General features: G+C 47.1%; 18 protein-coding genes and 1 riboswitch. Of the genes, 8 read left to right on the forward strand and 10 right to left on the reverse strand.

Annotation, left to right across the window (positions count from 1 at the left end):
* Positions 1-175: 175 nt before the first annotated feature.
* Positions 176-469, forward strand: a complete 294-nt coding sequence (locus MHH56_RS00730) for a hypothetical protein (RefSeq protein WP_076271564.1) — start codon at positions 176-178, stop codon at positions 467-469.
* A gap of 131 nt (positions 470-600) precedes the next feature.
* Positions 601-1,839 (forward strand): EAL domain-containing protein, encoded by a 1,239-nt coding sequence (locus MHH56_RS00735; RefSeq protein ID WP_339205958.1) that lies wholly within the window; start codon positions 601-603, stop codon positions 1,837-1,839.
* On the opposite strand, the gene MHH56_RS00740 is transcribed toward MHH56_RS00735, so the two are convergent.
* The gene (locus tag MHH56_RS00740; RefSeq protein ID WP_339209449.1) at positions 1,836-2,312 is read right to left on the reverse strand and encodes a GNAT family protein; all 477 of its coding nucleotides are present in this window, start codon (positions 2,310-2,312) and stop codon (positions 1,836-1,838) included. The two genes, MHH56_RS00735 and MHH56_RS00740, sit on opposite strands and share 4 nt — an antisense overlap.
* 164 nt (positions 2,313-2,476) lie before the next feature.
* On the opposite strand from MHH56_RS00740, the gene MHH56_RS00745 reads away from it, so the two are divergent.
* Positions 2,477-3,712 (forward strand): MFS transporter, encoded by a 1,236-nt coding sequence (locus MHH56_RS00745; protein ID WP_339205959.1) that lies wholly within the window; start codon positions 2,477-2,479, stop codon positions 3,710-3,712.
* A 96-nt stretch (positions 3,713-3,808) separates the two neighbouring features.
* Here the strand turns inward: MHH56_RS00745 and MHH56_RS00750 are convergent, their stop codons facing one another.
* The 5 genes from MHH56_RS00750 to MHH56_RS00770 form a co-directional block, all read right to left on the reverse strand.
* Complete coding sequence (locus tag MHH56_RS00750) at positions 3,809-5,152, reverse strand: deoxyribodipyrimidine photo-lyase (RefSeq protein ID WP_339205960.1); 1,344 nt, start codon at positions 5,150-5,152, stop codon at positions 3,809-3,811.
* Positions 5,153-5,310: 158 nt separating this feature from the next.
* The gene (locus MHH56_RS00755; RefSeq protein ID WP_339205961.1) at positions 5,311-5,787 is read right to left on the reverse strand and encodes a C40 family peptidase; all 477 of its coding nucleotides are present in this window, start codon (positions 5,785-5,787) and stop codon (positions 5,311-5,313) included.
* Between the two features lie 3 nt (positions 5,788-5,790).
* Positions 5,791-5,944, reverse strand: a riboswitch (cyclic di-AMP (ydaO/yuaA leader).
* A 417-nt stretch (positions 5,945-6,361) separates the two neighbouring features.
* Positions 6,362-6,946, reverse strand: coding sequence for a hypothetical protein (locus tag MHH56_RS00760; RefSeq protein WP_339205963.1), 585 nt, complete (start codon positions 6,944-6,946; stop codon positions 6,362-6,364).
* Positions 6,947-7,111: 165 nt separating this feature from the next.
* Entirely contained in the window at positions 7,112-7,927 is an 816-nt protein-coding gene (locus MHH56_RS00765; RefSeq protein ID WP_339205965.1) for a hypothetical protein, read from the reverse strand.
* 27 nt (positions 7,928-7,954) lie between these two features.
* Positions 7,955-9,970 carry a M1 family metallopeptidase gene (locus MHH56_RS00770; protein WP_339205966.1) on the reverse strand — a complete coding sequence of 672 codons (2,016 nt, stop codon included), beginning with the start codon at positions 9,968-9,970 and terminating at the stop codon, positions 7,955-7,957.
* 106 nt (positions 9,971-10,076) lie between these two features.
* Here MHH56_RS00770 and MHH56_RS00775 point away from each other — a divergent pair, with 106 nt between their 5' ends.
* The 5 genes from MHH56_RS00775 (at position 10,077) to MHH56_RS00795 (ending at position 13,814) form a co-directional block, all read left to right on the forward strand.
* The gene (locus tag MHH56_RS00775) at positions 10,077-10,601 is read left to right on the forward strand and encodes a YwhD family protein (RefSeq protein ID WP_339205968.1); all 525 of its coding nucleotides are present in this window, start codon (positions 10,077-10,079) and stop codon (positions 10,599-10,601) included.
* A gap of 304 nt (positions 10,602-10,905) precedes the next feature.
* Complete coding sequence (locus tag MHH56_RS00780; protein ID WP_339205969.1) at positions 10,906-11,358, forward strand: sigma-70 family RNA polymerase sigma factor; 453 nt, start codon at positions 10,906-10,908, stop codon at positions 11,356-11,358.
* The gene (locus MHH56_RS00785; RefSeq protein WP_339205971.1) at positions 11,355-11,918 is read left to right on the forward strand and encodes a hypothetical protein; all 564 of its coding nucleotides are present in this window, start codon (positions 11,355-11,357) and stop codon (positions 11,916-11,918) included. Before MHH56_RS00780 ends, MHH56_RS00785 begins: the two co-directional genes overlap by 4 nt.
* Before the next feature lie 31 nt (positions 11,919-11,949).
* Positions 11,950-13,128 (forward strand): hypothetical protein, encoded by a 1,179-nt coding sequence (locus tag MHH56_RS00790; RefSeq protein ID WP_339205973.1) that lies wholly within the window; start codon positions 11,950-11,952, stop codon positions 13,126-13,128.
* Positions 13,125-13,814: a hypothetical protein gene (locus MHH56_RS00795; protein ID WP_339205975.1), complete on the forward strand. Its 690-nt coding sequence runs from the start codon at positions 13,125-13,127 to the stop codon at positions 13,812-13,814. The genes MHH56_RS00790 and MHH56_RS00795 overlap by 4 nt, the downstream gene beginning before the upstream one ends.
* 85 nt (positions 13,815-13,899) lie before the next feature.
* Here MHH56_RS00795 and MHH56_RS00800 read toward each other — a convergent pair whose 3' ends face one another.
* The 4 genes from MHH56_RS00800 to MHH56_RS00815 all read right to left on the reverse strand — a co-directional run bounded on the left by MHH56_RS00800 (position 13,900) and on the right by MHH56_RS00815 (position 18,041).
* The gene (locus tag MHH56_RS00800) at positions 13,900-14,919 is read right to left on the reverse strand and encodes a GNAT family N-acetyltransferase (RefSeq protein ID WP_339205976.1); all 1,020 of its coding nucleotides are present in this window, start codon (positions 14,917-14,919) and stop codon (positions 13,900-13,902) included.
* Between the two features lie 170 nt (positions 14,920-15,089).
* The gene (gene cyoD, locus MHH56_RS00805) at positions 15,090-15,428 is read right to left on the reverse strand and encodes a cytochrome o ubiquinol oxidase subunit IV (protein ID WP_076271578.1); all 339 of its coding nucleotides are present in this window, start codon (positions 15,426-15,428) and stop codon (positions 15,090-15,092) included.
* 1 nt (position 15,429) lies between these two features.
* A complete protein-coding gene (gene cyoC / locus MHH56_RS00810) occupies positions 15,430-16,071 on the reverse strand; it encodes a cytochrome o ubiquinol oxidase subunit III (protein ID WP_339205978.1) in 642 nt (213 codons plus the stop codon).
* A complete protein-coding gene (locus MHH56_RS00815) occupies positions 16,071-18,041 on the reverse strand; it encodes a cbb3-type cytochrome c oxidase subunit I (protein WP_076271580.1) in 1,971 nt (656 codons plus the stop codon). Before MHH56_RS00815 ends, cyoC begins: the two co-directional genes overlap by 1 nt.
* Positions 18,042-18,059: the final 18 nt, after the last annotated feature.

An 18,059-nucleotide genomic window follows, 5' to 3' on the forward strand; every position in this document is an offset into this window, starting at 1 on the left:
CCCCGTCCAATACATTTTCGACATTTCTCTACTTCTTATATTATCGACAAATGGGTATTCTGAAGTTAGAGTATATGGAATGATTTAAGGCGAATGCGTTAAAAAATGATAAAATGCGGTAGAATAGTAGAGAGATATGTACAAAAAATGACGATAGCAAAGGTGGTATACGCAAATGGGCGTAAGACATGCAAGAGAATATTCAGATATATTGAAGGATTTTACAGCAGCTGTGGCTGAAATTGAGAATAGCTATACTTTTTTTGAAATGGAGCCTGATGAATGGGCTCAGCTGCCTGTAAGCGATCGGCATGAAGTGATGGAGGCTTTGGCGGATGATGTTTTCTTTGGGCTAGGAGAGAATCCGGTCATTGAGGTAGGCAGCGGTGTCATTACGTATAATAGCAAACATCACATCATAGAGGTTTCACAAGACGATAAGGTGACCCAAATCATTAGATTGATATAAGCATTCGACATAAAACTTCATATAAGTAGTGCTCCTGTCGGATCTTTACATTTTATGTCGACTCTATTACAATGTTATTCAATACAACATGACATATAATTTGACATTGATCTAACATAGAGGAGAACGACATGAATGAGTGCTCATCATCGTTGCTGTTGCCGAAAGCGCTTGAATTGGATGGTGAAACATTAGCTGCATTTTATCAGCCCATTATAGCGATGGATACAAGACGCATTATGGGTTACGAGGTGCTTGCTCGAGCTGTAAAGGGTGATTCCGTGAGGAGTCTTGGACCTTTCTTCTGCAATGAGCAAATTCCAGAAGAGGACCACATTATTGTGGACCGGGTACTGCGGGAGCAAGCATTCTCGAAGCTGGCTTCAATGGAAGAACAGCAGCCGATGTTATTCATTAATTTGAAGCCGTCTTGGATTTATCGGTATGAGGAGATTGGCGAGCTCTACACGTTGTCGCTGCTTGATAAGTACGGAATAGACCCGAAACGAATTGTCATCGAGATAACGGAGGAAAGCTTCCAAGGTTCCATGGATAGGCTTCGTTCTGTTGTCGACATATACCGGGCAAGGGGTTGTTTCATTGCAATCGATGATGTAGGCAGTGGTTTTAGCAATACGGATCGGATTGCTCACATTCAGCCTAACCTGCTCAAAATCGATATTCATATGATTAAGAAAAGCGCGACTCATGACGGTTATTTCGGCGTGCTGCGATCCTTCTCTGATTTAGCAGAGCAAATTGGAGCTTCGCTCCTCGTCGAGGGAGTGGAGACAAGGGAGGACTTAGCTCGCGCAATTCAGGCAGGCGCCCGTTACGTCCAAGGCTATATGTTTGCAAGGGCAGAGCCGGAGTTTCGTGAGCCTGCTTGTTTTGCATCTCTAATTGAAGCGGAGCTTGATCAGCATCTGCTGCATTTCGTTGGAACTGAACGCTATTGGCAGCGGCAATCGGAGAAGCTGGCAGAGCAGTGGGTTGCGCTTGTTCAGGAGACGCGTTACCTGGATCATGAGGATGATTGGATAGAGGGGCTGCTTCCCGAGCTTTACGACCATTGCATTCGGGTTTATTTGTGCAATGAGAGCGGTATTCAGCTCTCATCCAACTATTATCGCGATGCGGACAAGGCTTGGAGGCGAGAGGAGCAATACCGCGGTGCCAACTGGTGTTGGCGTCCCTATTTTGTTCCTAATCTCGTCCAGCTCAATGAGCATCGACGTGCAATCGTTTCGCGCGCCTATACTGATCTCGATTCTCACGCATGGATTAGAACCGTATCTGTTCTAGCAGCGCCTGGTCTTATTTTACTTATGGATTTGAGGGATTCTGAGCGCGGAGCCCAGCGTCGTTAACGTGCGGCTGCTGGCTCATAAACCATACAATGGCATTCGGCAAAGCCAGTGGGAGTAGACCGTGCATAGGTGTCTGTTATATGGAAACCGGCTTGTTCATAAACGCGCATCGCACGAATATTCCAAGTAAGCACCTCCAAATCAATTTCGTTTTGAGGGGTGCGCCTTATTGCCTCTGCGACAATGAGACGTGTGAAGGCAAGGCCGAGGCCTTTACCGCAAAGATCAGGCCGCAATCCGAGACCGAGCCGCGTTACGCCTGTTAAAGGAAAAAACTGCGCGAACCCAATGAGCGCAGACTGAGCGTCTAGGACAGCCATATATTGGGCAGCACGAAGGACGGAATCGCCAAATTCGATTTCGTCTTTTTTCATTTGCTCCCAATCCGGCCAGTTATAAACATCAAATGGAGCCTCGTAGCGCCAGCCGCATAGTTGCTGTGCATGGACGGTTTCGAGCGGGCATATGGTCATATCGCCTTCATCTCGATTATAATGAATAGAGCTTTGATGGCTTGTCATTTTTTTTTACCTCCGCTTGAAAAAAAGTAGCTGAATAGAGCGAATGTCGAATGAAATAGGTTTATTATAACAGATAGGCGTGCGTTGATCGCGCGTAAATAAGGAGAAGCATCAAAATGAAGAAGTTGATCTGGCTAGGCTGCTTGTCATATTTAGTCATCGGCGTTGCCCATGTTGTGGGCGGATCTATCTTGGAACAGCTCATTGCTCATTATGGTTTAACCTATAAAGATGGCGGGCAATGGATTATGAATCAATTCCTCGGGTTCCTGGTGGGTGTTCTGTTAGCGCCATCTATTACTTCGAGAGTTGGAAAAAGAGGCGCAGTACTGATTGCGATGGGCGTACTGACGCTCAGTGAGGCGGCATACAGTTTGCTGCTGCCATGGGGCTGGATGCTCGCGATTGCTCCGCTTGCGGGTCTTGGCTTTGGGATGACGGAAGCGGTCGTCGGCGCAATGATTATTGATATGGCAAAAAACGGCAAGGCATCGGCAATGAGCCGATTGGAAACCTTTTTTGGCGTTGGCGCATTGTTGATTCCAATTGCAGCGGCTTATCTGATTCAGCATAGCATATGGCAGGTTTCCTTTCCGATTCTGGCAGCGATGTCAGGCATCACCTTTGTTCTCTGGCTGACGATGTCCTTTGGAGAGCTGGATGATGAGCTTGGTATAGTTGCTCGAACACCGGAAGTGAAGGAAGGCCTTTCGAATGAGTTGGAAGGATTGCAATCCACTCGCGGATCTGTCTTTTTTGGCTATCCGCGCAAAGCACTTCCATTTCTCTTGTTATCGGCTTTATTTTTTATGCTTTATGTAGGAATGGAAATGAGCTTCTCCAACTATCTGCCTTCTATTCTCATCGTTCGTTCAGGCGTAGGAGAATCCAGTGCGGCAGCGGTGCTCAGCTTGTTCTGGGGAACAATGGTGCTTGGGCGTCTATTTGCGGGGCTGCTGGCTGATCGAATGGGTTATTCGCGTTATTTGCTTATTGCTACAGCAGGCGCCTCGGTCGTTTTTGTTTTAATGGCTGTTATGGGTCAGCTTAGCTGGATGCTTGCCTTTGTCGCACTTAGCGGATTGTTCTTCTCGGGTATATTCGGTATCGCTCTTGTTTATGCCAATGAGCTCATTCCAGGTATGACGGAGAGGACAACGAGTTTGCTTGTAGCATTCGGCGGGCTTGGAGGAGCGATTTTTCCGCGTTTGACTGGCTGGATAATGGATCAGTACAACGTGCAATCTACGTTATGGTATATAAGCAGCTTAGTTATACTGATGCTGCTTCTGCTAGCGGCGATGCTCCTGCTCGGAAGAAAACAAGTTCACAGCGTACGATCCAAGGCTTAAATGAACTACAAATTATAAAAAACCTCCACATTCGCTGTTTCAAAGCGGGTGTGGAGGTTTATTTATTATTAAACGTGTTATTCTAAATGTTTTCAGCTATTTAAGAATGGTTTTGTATACCTCTATGGCGCGCGCGCGTGATGCTTTCAAGTCGACGATGGCACCGCTTTGCGGCTGATGAATCTCTTTGTCTGTCAAATGATTCAAATGAGGCAGCCAGCGCCTAATATAGCTGCCGCTAGGATCATGCGTCTGTGACTGAGTTGCGGGATTCATGATGCGGAAGTAAGGCGCTGCGTCATACCCGAGTGAAGAGCACCACAGCCAACCGCCGCGATTAAGCGTGTTGTCATAATCGCTTAAGTGAAGGCGGAAATATTGTTCGCCAAGCGTGAAGGGACATAGCAGATTTTTAGTTAAAAACATAGCTGTTACCATTCGCAAGCGGTTGGGCAGCTCACCTGTACGATTGAGCTGCGTCATGGCCGCATCAATGATTGGAATGCCGGTGGCAGCTGCAGCCCATGCTTCTAGATGAGCATCTGAGAGCTTGGACATATCAGCGAGCTGCTCGTAACGAAAAAAATCATCATGATACATCGCTTGATATAAATAAAAATCACGCCATGCCAGCTGCCTTACCCATGATTCAGACCCCGGAAGCCCTTGGGTCATTTCGTAGGCTTGGCGGGCGGAGATGGCGCCCGTATTAAGGAAACGTGCAAGCTGGCTTGTATGATCGTCGGCATAAGCGTCCCTGCTCTCCGAATAAGAGGCAAGGCGTTCTCGTACGAACCGTTCCAGCTTGGATAATCCTTTGGACGATCCTTGCACGTTTGTGCCGCCTAGGGCGCATGAAACGGATTCGGGCAAAGCGAAGGACAACGCAACCTTGGCATTAATTTCGCTTAAGGTAGCAAGCTCATGAATCGTCGTTTCACTCATTGGGCTATAGCACTCCAGCATAAAGCTGCTCCACTTGCGATAAAAGGGTGTGAAAACCTTGTATGGCTCCATTTTTCGAGCAAATGCCGGGAAAGCATCTAGATCAGCAAGAGGTGAATCGGCAATAGACATCCAGCGGCGGCCAAGGCTGCGTGTGATTAGCCCAAGCTGCTCATCTCGCTGCCGTGAGTAAGGCGTATAGTCTGTATGAACAATAACCTCATCAATAGGATGCTCATGCAGCAGTGCTTCGGTGATCGCAGCAGGATTACCATAAAGCACATGCAGTTCCTTTCCTGCATTAGAATAGCTGTGCAGAAGCGAGGCGGCTTGCGCCATGAAATTTCGACCGCTATGACTAGTTAAACGGCCATCTCCTGTAATAACGGGATCTATGATTAGCAAATGAATGCCTTGTTTCTCTTTTTTCTTCAAATAATCAAAAGCGCGCAAATCTGCAATACGCAAATCCTTGCGGTGAATAAACAAATACATCAGTGATAGCTCCTTCCATAAGCGCAACAGTGAACGGCCGCATTCCAGCTGGAATGAAACAGCAAAGCCGCAAGTCATTTGTCGTCAGAGGACAAAAAACTGCGGCTTTGCTAGATGAGTCTACCCGTTCAATCCTCAAGAAGAGGGATTAGGTTGCTCTATTTTACGTCAACGTTGGCTTGGTATGAATCAGCATCCATGATACGACGAGCAGTTACATATCGTCCCTCATAGTACTCGGAGTTAAGTTTGTCAGTTACAACGCCTCTGCTCGAGGATGAATGTACAAACTTTCCATCTCCAATGTAAATGCCAACATGGGATACGGCGCTATTATTGCCGCCAACTGTGTCGAAGAACACAAGATCTCCCGCAATGAGGTCAGCCTTAGCGACCTTTGTACCTTCTTTTGCTTGCGAACCAGAAGTACGTGAAAGCTCAATGCCCATTTTCTCGAACACATAGCTCGTGAAGCCGGAGCAATCAAAACCTTTCGACGACGTTCCGCCGCTTTTGTACGGAGTGCCAATAAGATCATTAACAATTCCGTTCAATTTTGAGTCAGCGAAAGCGCTTCCCGCTTGAAAAGCGAGCACGAGAACGAGACCCAGGATTAATGCGGTAATCTTCTTCAATTGTGAAACTCCTTCCAATGCCGACGAGGTTAGCTGTGGGGTTCGGTTGAAGGCTCCCTATGATTCCTCGGGCGTTTGAAAAAAACTCAAACGTCGGAATCAATTCACCCAAAGTGGTTCCCCCGTATCCCAATAGGGAATTAGGCAGTTTTTTTATTGCTTTGAGAAATATTCGATTATTTTCAATGATCTCCTGCCTTTAGTGGCAATTTCTAATAATTCTCATGTAACCTTTTGACAATTTTCTTCGTTAAACCGTTCTTTCTGTAATATAAACACGCCATAGTAGTGCTTTCTAACTAAATACATGGAGTCAATTTCATTAATTATGTGGATGTTGTGTAAAATATACCGATTTGTCCTTTAGGCGCTATATCGCAAGGACTAGCTTAAAGTGCCGTAAACGGCGGTATTTCACTATTTTGCTCCTAATAAATTAGAAAAATCTCATCTATATCACTCGTGAATAAGCGTAGATTCAGACAGCCTAGCTGCTGCTCCAGATAGAGCGGCAGAAATAGACAAAGGAGGCTGTTCATGAGAACAGCCCCCTTTGGGCAATCGAAAAAAAGTTTTATTTTGCAGTAACGATTTTTTCAGAAATGAGCTGTGGATCGTTGTTTTTTTGCTGCATCCAAAACTGTACCTTGTATTTTCCAGCATTTTTAAAATCGTAGGAAACGAGCTTGGAGCTGAACCAAAAGGTGTCTTTTTCGACGAACTCTTTAAAATCATCATCATCCTGGCTGCGGCTGTCGATTGTCGTTTCCTTATCATTAGGATCAACGATGGTCACTTTGAACTCTGAAATCGCCATATTCAAATTATCGATTTGCGCTTGCACTAAAAATTTCTGAACACTGCCTTTATCAACCTGTCCGAACATAGCTCGCTTCTCGTTCATTAGAAACATATGCACATTGGGCTTTTGAATAATGAGCTTCTTATCACTGCTCTTCCATTGGACGAAGGCTTGGAGGCTGTCGCTTAAAGAACGAATACTAATATAAACCTTATCATCCACAACGACAGCATCGTCAGTGGATTGCTTATTATTATAAAGGAGCGTTACCTTCTGAAATAGTTTGTCTGCTGCAACCAATGAACCGCCCGATAAGAGCAATACCATGGATATAATAACTAGTTTTTTACGCATCATTTGTGAATATCCCCCATTTTTGATTTTCTTTCAGTTATTTATACAGAACTGCCATCATTTAGTTGCGGTTAGTTGTAAAAAAAACCTCCACACCACAGCAAAGCGTGGAATGAAGGTTTATTTTTGCTTCAGCATCTAGAGGACGCTGAAGGCTTTTTTGGTTTGCTACATTCTTTTCGTTTCCAAAAAGTCATATTGCGCGGCAATCGTCCAAACCTTCATCAGTGTTTGAATGAGATAATAGCCTTGATGCAGGATAAGTGCAATTAGCCCGGCCCAAAGCATGGAGAGACTTGTCACCACAAGCCCAGCAGCCGCTCCAATCCCCCACATGATGAGCGACACAGCTGCATAGGTGAGGAAATTTTGGAGAGCGTGCCATAAGGAACGGAATATGCTTCCTCCTGATGCAGCGCTGAATTGCATGGCTAGAAACAGTAGATGCAGTACTGTGCCCCATAGGAGCCATAGAAGGGCTCCAGGGAGCACCGTTTGCAGTAGCTCTGGAATAGAGCCGCTCTCTAGCAGAGCATCCAGTGAGCGCGGCAGCACATACCAAGCAGGAGCCACAGATAAAATAACCTCGATCCAGTAAAGCAGAACTACAGGCTTCCAAGCTTTGCGAATGCCTTCTAGAAATCGTGTCCCTCCATTCGATCTGGACTGATTTAACGAATAGAATAGACCGGCATTGAATAAGGGAGTGATCAGCATTCGGGCAACAAGGAGACCGCCCAGCGTCCAGACGTAAGGATTAATGAGATCGGTCTTGAACAGCTGGAATTGTGCTTCGGTCATGAATAGCTGAACGGCTGCTTCTGAAGGAGCGGAGCTTGGATATCGCCGCAGCAGCGGAGCTACGACCGAATCAATGAAGCGGTAAAGGAAGAACCCCCAGATCAGCTGATAAAGAAATAATAAAACAACAATGTAAAAATGTTTTACCGCTAACCGCCAGCCTTGCTTCAAATGTATTTTCATCGTTTATCGCTCCTTGAACGCAATTACTTACCAGCTCAGCGACCCGAGCAGTCCTTCAATTAGTTGGACAACGCCGAGGCTCCATCTCGTGCGTTTATCCTCTGGCAGCTGAGCCTGCATGTAGTTGTTAATGAGCTTATTATCAAGCACATTGCTGTTGTTTGGGTCAACGACTGCCCATTCAAGCGGAGCGGAATGCAGCTGTTTATATTGCATATGGGATTCCTGAGTATCCCAAAGCTTTGTTATTTTGGTGCCGTCAGTAAACTTCATCAACACTTTTATCTCGCCATTGCTGCCGCCGTTTTTCTTAATGAGTACAACAGATTCATACATCTCAGCACCATCTTGGGTGACTGGGCGTACATGAATCGATTCGATCGAAAAGTCGGCCATTTTGTTGCCGTAGACATATTGGCTGAAATAATCATTCCATTTCGTTTTTGTTACCTGTTCGACAACACGCTGGAAGTCTGCTGTCGATGGATGCTTGAACTTATACTTTTGGAAATAGGTTCGCAATATTTTTTGCATCGTTCTGGAGCCGACCTGATTCTCGATACCAATGAGCACCAGCTTTGCCCTCAGATATACATTCTCGGCATATTGCGAGTGGCTGGCGTATGACCAAGATTGCTGCTTGAGCGGAGCAGGGTTGGTCATATAGCTCGCTTCCATGCGCAAATTCGGCTCCAAGCCGTATGCCGTCTCCATTACTTTATCCTCGGCATAGGACGTAAACCCCTCGTCCAGCCATGCCTCCTCGAATTCATTAGAGGCGACCATTCCGTACCAATATTGATGGCCAATCTCATGAACGACCGTACGTTCAAGATCGTAGCCTGGGTTATCATTTTCTGCAGCGAAAGCGGTTATGAGTGTTGGATACTCCATGCCGCCAGCTCCGTTCGCTCCTTTGGGCGGAACGACGATCGACAGCGTACTGTAAGGATATTCACCATACCACTTGGCGTAGCTTGAGAGTGCGGACTTGGCTGCATGCATGTAGCGATCCTTAAGGTCAGCATGCGCAGGATCAAGATACAGCTTAATGCGCACACCGGGAATGCCGGTATCTGAATAAGCAGTCTCTTCATAAACGAAGTCTGGTGAGGCCGACCAAGCAAAATCATGAATATCATCAGCATAAAACTGGTAAATCTTTGTTGCTTCCTTGATCTCGATAGGCTTTGTTTGGAAGCCCGTTGCAGCGACGGTGTAGTTCTCAGGCACATTAATCCGAACGCTGTATATGCCGAAGTCGCTGTAGAACTCAGAATTGCCATGATACTGATGGACATTCCAGCCCTCAGCTGTACGTCCGCGCATGCCGGCTGTCTCATATACAGCGAGCTTTGGAAACCACTGCCCAGCCATCACGAAGTTGCCGGAATAGCCCATTCTTGCGAATACCTCTGGGAGCTTCACCTCGTAGCTCATTCGCAGCGTTACGGAGGTGCCGGGAGCGATAGGCTCCGGCAAGCGGATTTTGGCCAAAGTAAAATCATTGGCATTGCCATCGTCAGGTTGTACATATTGAAGACGTGGCAGAAGGCTCTCACCGTTCAGCGTTTCTAACGTAAGCAGGTTCATATAGCCTTGGCTATTGGTTGTTGCTTTGTCCTGGCGCAGCTTGCCGCCGGATTCTTTCATAAACGTGGTTTTGCCCGATTGAAACGCGTTCGGGTACAGATGGAAATAGAGCTCGGACACTGTTTTTTTGCCAGGGTTAGTCCAAGTTACGGTTTGCTCACCGTTCAGCTGCTTTGCATCATTCGTTAAATGCACGTTGATATGGTACTCAACGACACGTTTGCTCAGCTCTTGCGGTTTAGGTGTGATGACCGTATTCGGCTCCTGCACGGCAGGCGGCTTGACCGACTTTTGGGCAGGCGCTAGTGCTTGCTTGGCGTTAGCGGCGGGGGCGAAAGCATAAGTATATTGGGATTGCCAAGCAGTCCCGAAGTCATGCTGCATCGATATACCGAGCAGCGCGACTGCGAGTATTACGAGTAAAATTCGTTTGAAATAGCGTGGAGTCATTGAACGTTTCCCTCCCGTTGACAAGCATCTACAGCATGTATATGTTTGCTTTTCGATGATTATTAGCTAAAATGGAATTATTGTATCGGGGAAGGTGTGAATACGCATGACGGAAGAACAAGGGCAGTCGGCTGAGCCGGTAAAGAAAGAAAAGAAATCACTGTCGCTCAACGTAGTGAGCAGCAAACAACATAAAGGTTTTGGAGCAGGAACGATCGATTTGAGCGCGGTATCCTGTGTTATTATTGATGATGGCGTTGCTTATATTGATGTTGGCGCTATGCATGCAAAGAGTAAAGTAGAGCGTGGCATTAAGTTTACGCCTAACAAAGAGGATACTCCGAACGGTCGTCAATGCTGGATCGTATGGGTAGCGGTTGACCGCAATGAAGAAGGTTCCTATTACGCGGGCGCTACGGCATGCGAGATGCTGATTGATTCCGAGGCGCGTCGCGGGTGGAAGCTTCTCCCGGATCACGTGAACAAGCTGGATCAATCACTCAAACGCCGCTATAACTTGTCCGAGCTTGGCGATGTCGATAAATCGGCGCTTCGCAAGCTGCTTGTGGAGCATAATCTTGAGTGGTGGGATCGCTCCCCAGATGAGCTTAAGCAAGCTTTGAACGTATAACAGCTGGCGTTATTAGCAGCAGATTGAGTTTATTGTGAATTTTGGATGAGAACCTCATCGTTCGTAGGCTAGTCCTATCGAATGATGAGGTTTTCCGCGTTGATAGAGGCTGATAAAGCATTAGAAAAATTTTTTGGCAGCAAGTGCAGGGTATGCGGGACAAGCTGGCGTCTATTAGATTGGGAAGGAGGGGAGCGACATTCAAGACGAGGATTGGATCAGAGAGGTACAGAAGGGCGGGCCCGAGCATTTTGGTCCTTTTGTACAGGCATATGGTCCTTATATATATAGAACAGTCTTCGCAGTGCTTCGTTCACCGCATGATGCGGAGGATATTACACAGGAAGTGCTGCTGCAAATTTATCGCTCCCTTCCGGATTGTCGATTGGATGGGCTCAAAACATGGATTACCCGTATTGCCGTCAATCGAGCGATCGATTTCAAACGCAGCCGTGCACGAAAGCCAGAGGAGCTAATGGATAGCGAAGCGATGTCTGAAAAAGTACATGAAGAACTTGTGTCTGCTCCTGCTGCAGAAACATTAGCCATCGAACAGGCGGATAGGCAGCAGATACGAGAGCGAGTTGATGAAATGCCGGAAAACTATCGTGAAGTCATAACCGCTTATTATATGGAAGACAAGTCATATGAACAAATCGCAGCCGAAACTGGACTAGAACGCAAAAGCGTAGAGTCCAGGCTGTACCGTGCAAGAGGCTGGATGAAGCGCCATTTTCGGAAGGAGGACTTCGAATGATGATTGAGCATATCTCTTCTGATCAAATGTCCCGTTACGTAAACGACAGACTGGTTGATTCTGAGCGTATACCGGTTGAGCAGCATTTGGCTGCTTGCGACTTCTGTTTGCAGCTGTTCGTCATTGCGATTGAAACAGCTGAGGGCGAGATGCAGCGGGCAGATTCTCATTTAACGACCCCGCTGCCTAACATGGAGCAAATAGAGAAGCGTGTCGTGGAGCAATTGATGATGGAGCAGGAACATGATCATAGAGAAGTCGGGCCACATGTTGTGACGAGTACTATACAAGAGAAGCCTCGCCGCCTGCGGACATGGCTTCAGCATCCGGTAACACACTACACCATTGCAGCTTCGATTACGCTGCTGCTGCTTGCCAGCGGGACTTTTGCCTCCTTCTCACAGAAGCTGGCTCAGCTTGATATGAATGAGAATAAACAGCAGGATATAAGGCCGAATCCGCCAGCGGCGACAGGTGGACATTCCGAATCTTGGTCAGACAGAATGGTTGATCAAACGGGGTCGTGGCTCGATGGCTTAAAAGCATCTCGATTTAGATAAATGAAAAACGATGATAGAAGGGAATGAATCAATGATGAATAAAAGCCCGTTAGCGGCGTTCTTTCTTTCTTTTTTACCTGGCGTAGGACATGCCTATGCAGGTCGCCCAGTACGTGCGGTTTTGTACGGGGGAGCTTTCTTTGGTTCGATAGGATTGTGTATTCTATTTGGATTAATGGGCGGGTATATGGAGGATACAGTTTATATCTTTTTGTTTTTTATAGCGGCGATGGCGGGAATCATTAATATGATTGATATGGTCATCTTCCTGTTGCTAGGCAAGGGATTGCCGTCAGGCGCTGCTAACCAGCATCCATTCGCGCATCCTGCTGATCATTTCTCGCCAGGCTTTGTTCCTTTGGAGCAGGAGCGCCAGCGCGAGAAATCGCGTACCATCATGTTCTCTCTGATTCCGGGTCTAGGGCATATGAATATGGGGCTTATGCAGCGGGGCATTACCTTTCTCATTTCCTTCATTGGCTGGTTTGCGATTATCGTCTTCTTAGGCACGATAACGCACAGGGCAGAGCTGCTCGTGTTTCTTTTGGCGCTTCCCGTTATTTGGATATACAGCATGTTTGACGCAATCAGCCAGCTGCATGCCAAGCAGCGCGGGGAGCATGTGGCGGACCGTGCAATATTTGAGGATATGGAATCGTACATCGCCTCTGGGCGTAAAAGCAAAGTGCTGGCTATCGCGTTAGCTATTTTTCCAGGTGCAGGACATCTGTATCTAGGTTTGCAAAAACGCGGACTGCAGCTAATGGGCGGTTTTCTTCTCGCCGTCTATATTATGGACAATTTGCGCTTGTCGCTGTTTTTTTTCCTGCTTCCGCTGTTCTGGTGCTTTGCTTTCTTCGATGCGCTGCAGCAGACGTCTCGTTATGAGCGTCAGGAGCTTACCGATGAACCGGTATTGACGCAGCTTGTCCCTTATCAGCGCTGGTTTGGTTTTGGGCTGCTGGGATTCGGCGTTTATTACTTGCTCGATCGTGTAGCTGTAGAGGTTACTTCTCATTTCTCAAGGGAGCTTTATTCCCAATACATGCAAATTAAATATATGATACCAACGGCTGTTGTCGCATTTATTATGATTATTGTAGGCATGCGTCTAGCTTTCGGAAGCAAGGCATCTCCGGTAATGAGCAAAGGTAAACCGCCAGAGCTTCATAAGCCGGTGCCAAGAAAGTACGAGGAGGATTCGCATTGAACACCAACACGGTAAATATGGCTGAACCGTCTGTCAATCAACCATCAGGCGTTCGCACTTGGCGCGTCGGCTCATTATCCATGGGCGTGACACTGATTCTCGTGGGGACAGCATTAGCTGTCTCTCTATGGCAGGACATGGAGGCTTACGAGGTGCTCGTGTGGGTCGCACCCGTCGTTTTCATTATGCTTGGAGCGGAGCTGCTGCTTTACTTGAAGTTTTCTAGCAGTGCGCGTACTATCGTTCGTTATGACTGGATGAGTGTCTTTTTTGTAGGAATGGTTGGAACAGCCAGTCTCGGGCTTGCACTGCTCATGTCAACGGGCTTGTTCGATGAGCTGCAGCGAGGGCTGCAAATGTCGCAGCGTTCAGCATTCGTGGAAACGAAGAAAATAGGGGTGCCTGCTGATATTAAGAAGATTGTTGTGCACACCTTGGATGGCGTGACGCTTGAGCATACGGAAACACGTGAGCTTAAGCTGTTTGGCCAAATTCGTTATTGGTCATCCGAGAAGTATGAGCGATTGGACAATAAAATGCTGAAAACCGATGTTGTTGGCTCAACGATGTATGTCATGATTGGTTCCGTCGATCACCGGGACGGCGGCCTCATCTCAGACACGGTCAGCCAGGAGCTGACATTAATTGTACCGAAGGATGTAGAGGTTGTGGAACAGGGGCGTTAGTAGCGGAATTGGAAAAGCAGCTTGAAGCGGGATGTTCTCGCTTTAAGCTGCTTTTTTTAAGAGAGGGGATATGAGGAGATGTCGTTCATTGCTGTACTTCAATGGGCAACTTACTCAATACCTCTTGAAGAGGAGCTAGGACACGATAAGAGCCGCGAAGAGGTATATAACCTAACTTGCGATTAATGCTGAGAATAGGTGCATTTGTTGAGTCATTATCTGTACGGATATATGCGGCTTGATGCTGCTGAGCAAGCTCAATCGCTTTGAGCTTTAAAGCAAAAGCAATCTTTCTGCCGCGATAAGCTCTGCTTACGCCGGTATATTCATGATACATCCCGTTTGTTTGTGGATTAAGCAGGACATTAGTAACCCCTACGAAGCGGTCGCCGTCAGCCGCGATAATCACTTGCTCAGGCGCATAGCCGTCTACTTTCAAATACCATTTGCGCCATTCGACGAAATCAGGGACTTCACCAAGATAACCGGGAATGTCCACCAGCGTTTCTTTATAGATCTCATACAGCTTCTGTTCGCTTTCTTCACCGGGTTCATCGGCAAGCGTTAGGAAGCGCAGCGCCCCAAGGTCTGGCATGCTTGGAAATTGTGGTTGTTGCGCTCCATCATGTTCGCCAAGTGTAAGGACGGACTGGAAGGCATGGCGTTCAATTACAAAAGCATGTCGCTTTGCAAACTGAATCGCATCCTCATTATCGTCCCATACTTCAGTAATGAGCGTAGAAGCGCCGATTTTCAAAGCCCATTTTCCAATGTGAGCTAAAAGCAATTGGCCGATTCCCTGCTTGCGATAAGGCTCTGATACGACAAGCGTATTGCATAAGTAGCCAGGCTCTGTCCAAGGCGCCCGCCAGGTCCAGGCGTAGCCAACAATATCGCCTTGCTCGTTTACTGCAACCTGCCGCTCACGATCGTATCCGGCAAGCAGTCCGTTCTCATCCATCCATGTATGTCCAATCTCATAAAGCTTCTTATCTGCATCATGCAGGTTCTCAGCAGTCGTCGGTTCTGACCACACTTGATTAAGCAATTGTGCAAGCTGCTCGTAGTCCTCTGGCAGCTGCAAGGGGCGTAGTGTAATGGACATGGCGTCCCACCTCATCTTTCGTTTCGGTATTCATATAAGATGATTATGGCACGGATGAAGCAGCCCTAGATAGGGAGAGTTTGACTATAAGCATTAAATAACAAACGAAAAAAAGCTGTGCCAAAGTCAGAGAGACTTTGGCACAGCTTTATATTTATTCATATTGCCGATTATGAAGCGACGGCAACGGCATTGTAAGTCATAATCCATACAGAACCTGCGACGATCGTCAGCAAAATAACGAGGCCGAATATAAGCGCCATCAGGTTGAATCGAGGTTTCTCCTCATCCCTTATGTGCATAAAGAAGATAAGCTGAACAGCAAATTGCAGAACTGCCGTCACAAGGATGAGCAGGGTTGCAGCTTTTTTGCTGAGCAGGTCATTCATTACTACGACAAGCGGAATGATTGTCAGAATGATGGAGAATAGGAAGCCGATCACATAAGACTTCATCGATCCGCCGTGGGACCCGTGTGCGTCCTGCGAATGTGTGTTATGGTTTTCCATCCTACATCACCCCCATCAAATAAACGATTGAGAATACGAAAATCCATACGACGTCCAGAAAATGCCAGTACAAGCTGATGATGCCTATTTTGCGCTTCGTAACGGGTGTAATGCCGCGGCGTCTAATCTGAAGAATCAGTGCAATCATCCAGACTAAGCCGAGCGATACGTGAAGTCCGTGTGTGCCGACGAGAACGAAGAAGGCTGACCAGTAGGCACTCGTTCCGATATTAGCGCCTTCGTGCACCAAATGCATGAACTCATTTACTTCAAGATAGATAAATGAAGCGCCGAGCACTGCTGTAATGGCGAGCCAAAGTATAAGGCCGCGCTTGTTGCCTTTGTTCATTTCAAGAACGGCTATACCGCTTGTAAAGCTGCTTGTCAGTAGAATGAAGGTAGAAATGATAATACCGTTCATCTCAAGCAATTCGGCACCTGTCGGTCCGCCGTCAGTGTTGAGACGGAGGACGACATAGGTTGCAAATAACGTACCGAACAAAATAACGTCGGTTATAAGAAACAGCCAGAAGCCGAACATTTTCATCGATTCTTGATCGTGATGATCGTCATGGTGACCGCCGCCGTGTCCAGCGCCGTGTCCGCCATGCGCTCCTGCTGGAGTGGAAACTGCATGTGCCATTATTTTGTCCCCCTTAACGCTGCTTCCGTACGTTCAATCTCATCCACCGGAATGTAATAATCGGTATCGTAAGAGAACGAACGAACAAGCATACATACGGCTACGCCGACTAGACCTGGTATGGCCATCCATAGCCAATCCCATACGAAGCCGAAGCCTGCAATAAACCAGCAGATCGACATAATGAATGGAATACCTGAATTTTTCGGCATATGAATCGGTTCAAGCGGCGCAAGTGGTTTAGCAGGCTGACCATTCGCAATGCGCTGCTTTTCTTCCCACCACTCGTCTTGGCTAGTAACCTGTGGCAAGCGAGCAAAGTTATAGAGCGGCGCAGGTGATGGAATCGACCATTCTAGCGTACGGCCATCCCATGCATCGCCATCCTTTTCTTTCTTGAAAAACTTGATGCTGTGAGCGATTTGCCATACTTGGAAAATAAACGCGATACCCATCAAGAATGCTCCAACAGTAGAGACGACGTTCAAAGGCTGCCAGCCCATATCGAAGTCATATTCGTTGAAACGACGCGTCATACCCATTAAGCCAAGTGCGTATTGCGGCATGAAACAAACATAGAAGCCGATGTTCCAGAACCAGAATGCCCATTTGCCAAGACCTTCATGCAAACGGAAGCCGAACATTTTTGGCCACCAGTAGTAAAGGCCTGCGAAGTAACCGAACACAACGCCGCCAATAAGCACCTGATGGAAATGCGCGATCAGGAAGTAACTGTTGTGGAACTGGAAGTCAGCAGGTGCGACAGACAAGAGCACCCCGGTCATCCCACCGACAACGAAGCAGGGAATAAATGCTACCGTCCACATCATTGGAGTCGTAAACCTAATTCGGCCTCGATACATCGTAAACAGCCAGTTGAATATTTTAACCCCGGTCGGTATTGCGATAATCATCGTAGTCAAAGCGAAGAAAGCATTGACGTTGGCGCCTGAGCCCATTGTGAAGAAGTGATGCGCCCATGTAAAGAAGGAGAAGAAGCTGATCGACATAAGCGCGAATACCATTGACTTATAACCGAACAATTTTTTCTTCGAGAAAGCCGAAACAATTTCAGAGAAAATACCAAAAGCCGGCAAGATAACAATATATACTTCAGGATGTCCCCACATCCAGATGAGGTTGATATACATCATCGGGTTGCCCCCGCCGTCGAGCGTAAAGAAGTGAGCACCCAGATAACGGTCGATGAACAATAGGAACAAGGTAACAGTCAAAATTGGGAATGCGAAGATAATAGTTACACATGACGACAAAACAGACCATACGAACATCGGCATTTGCATGAGCTTCATGCCTGGTGCACGCATTTTTAGAATCGTAACGATAAAGTTAATACCTGTAGCCAATGAACCGATACCTGAGATTTGAATACCCCATATATAGAAGTCCTGTCCGAGTCCCGGACTTCCTGACAGCTCAGAGAGCGGCGGATAAGCGAGCCATCCAGCATCAGGTGAACCGCCGATAATGAAGGAAACGTTAAACAGCATGGCACCGAAGAAGAACATCCAGAAGCTAAGGGAGTTCAAGAACGGGAATGCAACGTCGCGGGCACCAATTTGCAGTGGAACGACGATATTGAATAAACCGAACATAAGCGGCATCGCCATAAACAAAATCATGATTACGCCGTGCGTCGTAAAGATTTGGTTATAGTGATCCGGCTGCAAAAACTCCACTTCAGGAGCTGCGAGCTGAACACGCATGAGCAGCGCATCAACGCCGCCGCGGAATAGCATAAGAATAGATGCGATGATATACATAATACCGATCTTCTTATGATCGACGCTGGTCAGCCATTCCGTCCAAAGCCAGCGCCATTTTTTGAAAAAGGTAAGCGTGAATATAATCGCCACAACCGACAGGCCGATGGATACTTGAGCCCCTAAAATAAGCGGATCGCCTGTGACGAAAAATTCGGACGCGAAATCTTTAATTTTGTCTAACATGAGGGGTCCTCCTAAAAG

It is taken from the genome of Paenibacillus sp. FSL K6-3182, assembly GCF_037976325.1.
Lineage (GTDB): Bacteria > Bacillota > Bacilli > Paenibacillales > Paenibacillaceae > Pristimantibacillus.